General features: G+C 72.5%; 2 protein-coding genes. Both read right to left on the bottom strand.

Translation table 11 applies throughout. From position 1 onward, the window contains the following. A partial coding sequence (gene cysS, locus VNS22_RS03680) for a cysteine--tRNA ligase (protein WP_325729727.1) occupies positions 1 to 930 on the bottom strand: 930 nt, incomplete at its 3' end. 157 nt (positions 931 to 1087) lie between these two features. Further along, a partial coding sequence (locus tag VNS22_RS03675) for an AAA family ATPase (protein ID WP_325729725.1) occupies positions 1088 to 2784 on the bottom strand: 1697 nt, incomplete at its 5' end.

Here is a 2784-nt window from a genome sequence, read left to right as displayed (position 1 = left end):
CTCCCAGCTGAAGTCGAGCGGCGAGCGGTAATGGGTGCCGAGCGTCCAAAGGCGCACCGCCTCGCCGGGCGCCTTCGCCAGTACGTCCGCGACGGTGGTGAAGTTGCCGAGCGACTTGGCCATCTTCTCGCCGTTCACGGTGACGAAGCCGTTGTGCAGCCAGAAATTCGCCATCCGGCCGAGGCCATGCGCGCAGCGGGTCTGGGCGATCTCGTTCTCGTGGTGCGGGAAGGTCAGGTCGATCCCGCCGCCATGGATGTCGAACGGCACGCCCAGGTGATGCTCGGACATGGCCGAGCACTCGATGTGCCAGCCGGGCCGGCCGCGGCCCCAGGGACTGTCCCAGCCGGGCTGGTCGGCAGCCGACGGCTTCCAGAGCACGAAGTCGGCCGGATCCTGCTTGTAGGGCGCCACCTCGACCCGGGCCCCGGCTACCTGCTCGTCGCGGTCGCGGCCGGACAGCCGGCCATACTCGGCAAAGGACGGCACGTGGAACAGGACGTGGCCGTCCTTGGCATAGGCATGGCCGTTCGCGATCAGCGCCTCGATGATCCGGATCATGCCGGCGATGTGCTCGGTGGCACGCGGCTCGTGATCCGGCGGCAGGCAGCCGAGTGCGGCGGCGTCCGCGTGGAACTGCCGAGTGGTACTCTCGGTCACCTCCGCGATCGGCACGCCGCGCTCCGCGGCGCGGTCCATGATCTTGTCGTCGACATCGGTGATGTTGCGGACATAGGTCACCTCCTTGAAGAGGTGACGGAGCAGCCGGCTCAGCACGTCGAAGACGATCAGCGGCCGGGCGTTGCCGATATGGATCCGGTCATAGACGGTCGGTCCGCAGACATAGAGGCCCACCCGGTCCGGACGGATCGGCGCGAACGGCCGCTTGGCGCGGGTCGCGGTGTCGTGGAGGGCGAGGGTCGGGGACAAGGGACCGTTTCCTGGCATTCGGGTTCGGGCGAGTCTTAGTGGCGTCCTGCCACGGCCGCCCGCCGCGCCGGGCAGTCCCGGCACGGGGGACCCGCTCGTTACCAGGATCGCGCGCCCGATTCCACCGGCGCAGTCACCCCGATCCGGCAGTCAGGTCTCAGGCCGCGTAATAGCGCGCGTGCTTCACATAGGCGAAGGTCCGGTCGTCCAGGCCGTAGAGCGGCTGGCGGCTGAGATCCACCGCGGTCAGCACCGCACCGGCGAGCGGTGCGCCGACCTCACGCAGCTCGGCAGCGGCCCGGCCGATCAGCCGGTCGCTGGTCTGGCCCCAGCGGGCCAGCAGCAGGACGCGGTCGACCGCGCGCGCCAGCAGCCTGGTGTCGGCCACCGCGAGCGCCGGGGCGGCGTCCACCACCACCAGGTCGACGTCCCGTGTGAGCGACTGGACGACCTGGCGCAGCCGCTCGCCGCTCTGGCTGGCCAGGGCCGTGCGCGCGGCGGCACTGCCCGGCAGGATGCGCAGGGCGGAGCGATGGTCGGTGCGCAGCGCCTGCTCCAGCGTGGCCTTGCCGGCCAGGATCTCCTGCAGGCCGGGGCCGGGCGGGAGGCCCAGGCGGCCCAGCACGGAGGGATGGCGCAGGTCACCGTCGATCAGCACGACCTTCAGCCCTTCCGCCGCGGCCAGGCGCGCCAGCGAGATGGCGGTGGTGGTCTTGCCCTCGTCGGGGACCGCCGAGGTCACCAGCACCGCGGTGCCGCGTCCTTCCGGCCGGTCGAGCGGCCCGGTCACCGCCGCCAGCATGTCGCGCAAGGCCTCGCTGTAGCGGCCGAGCGGCTGGTCGAGCGCCACGTCGTGCGGGCGGAGCCGCTCCGCCTTGCGCACGAGCTGCGGCACCATCGCGACCGTCACCAGCCCGGTCACTTCCTCCAGCGCGCGGGCGGTGCGCACGGTGCGGTCGCGCGCCTCGGTGAACCACACGAACAGCCCGGCCAGGAGCAGGCCGACGCTGCCGCCCACCGACATGAAGGTGCCGGGCTTGGGGTAGGCAGGGGTGGCGGGCGGCACCGCCTCGGACACGATCCGCGCATCCGGGGCCTGCCCGGCCAGGCGCTGGGAGATCTCCTGGGCCTTCAGCTCGAACGCGTCGTGCGCCTGGCGCCGGGCGCGTGCCTCCTCCTCCAGGGCCGCAAGCTCCTGGCGGCTGCTGGCCATGCCCGCGGCATCGCCCTTGATCGCCTCGAGCTGGCGGGCCAAGCCATCGGCCCGCACCCGCGCCATCTCCGCCTCCATGTCGAGCTTCTGCAGCATCTGGCCTTCCGCCGAGGCGAGCTTGCGGGCCAGCTCCTTGCGCCGGCTGCGCAGGTCGACCACACGCGGATGACGCTCGCCATACTGGGCGAGCAGCTCCGCCTCCTCGCGGGCCGCGGCGGCATCCAGCGCCAGCAGGGCCTGGTAGGGCGACGGCTGGCTTTCCTCGGCACCCAGGAGTCCCTGGCCACGCCTGGCGGCGTCCTTCAGCCGCGTGGAGCGGACCTCGCGGGTCTCCGCTTCGATCCGCGCCTCGACCAGCTCGCGCGAAAGCGCATTGAGCTGGTCCTCGCCGCTGCCGAGTGCCGCCACCAGGGTAGGCCCGGCGGCAGCGCGCGCCTGCTCCAGCCGGGCCTCGGCACTCGAGAGGGCGTCGCGCAGCTGGCGGCGGCGCTCGGCCAGCCGCTCCTCTACCCGGCCCGCCGCCTCCAGCTTCTGGGCGATGCGCGCGGTGACGAACGCCTCGGCCACCTCGTTGGCTACCTCGGCCGCGCGCCTGGGATCGTTCGCCTCCCAGGTGATCGCGACCACGTGGCTCTTGCCCT

The sequence above is a fragment of the Geminicoccus sp. genome, from assembly GCF_035556675.1.
GTDB lineage: Bacteria > Pseudomonadota > Alphaproteobacteria > Geminicoccales > Geminicoccaceae > Geminicoccus.
The sequence above is the reverse complement of the archived record's forward strand: the minus strand, read 5'-3'. Positions and strand labels throughout refer to the sequence as shown.